General features: G+C 64.5%; 1 protein-coding gene. It reads right to left on the bottom strand.

Annotation, left to right across the window (positions count from 1 at the left end; genetic code table 11):
• A partial coding sequence (locus tag DK872_RS27255; RefSeq protein WP_161519143.1) for a type VI secretion system Vgr family protein occupies positions 1–557 on the bottom strand: 557 nt, incomplete at both ends.

Raw genomic sequence — 557 nt, 5'->3', positions numbered from 1 at the left:
TTCACCTTCACCCGGCCATATTTGTCCGTCCAGATGCTCTCCCCCTGCGGGCCGACCACTTTCGCCGTCTGCGGGCCGTAGGTGCGCGGCCACGCCGTCACCGCCGCCGGGCGGTACACCACCGACGACGGAATGACCGTAAAGTCGGTGCGGTGCTCCGTTTCCCCGTCGCTGCCGCTGGCGTAGCGGTTCTCTTCAAAAAAGTAGGTCGCGGCGGTGGTCAGGTAGTCGCCGTTATCGCTGAAAAACGGCGCGTTATACAGCGTGAAGGTGCTGCCCGGTGCCACGCCCACTGCCGTGGCCGTGCCCTGTATCTGCTGGTGCTCCACCTGCCAGCGCTCCTGGCGGATACGCGCGTAAAACTCGCCGTGGCCGTGCTCGACAAAACGCCCCGGCCAGTCATACACGTCAATGCTCCCCGGCTGCGGCGATGAAGGGTTCTGCCGCGCCTGGAACAGCCACGCATTCGGCTTGCGGAAATCATAGTCGTCGAGGCTGTAGATGCCCGGCGTGACGCTGTCTTCCAGCGCCCACTGGCTGATGCCCTCTTCATCCGT

Origin of the sequence: Kosakonia sp. MH5 (assembly GCF_009935945.1) — a bacterium.
Taxonomy (GTDB): Bacteria; Pseudomonadota; Gammaproteobacteria; order Enterobacterales; family Enterobacteriaceae; genus Kosakonia; species Kosakonia radicincitans.
This window is presented reverse-complemented; position numbering and strand designations above follow the sequence as displayed.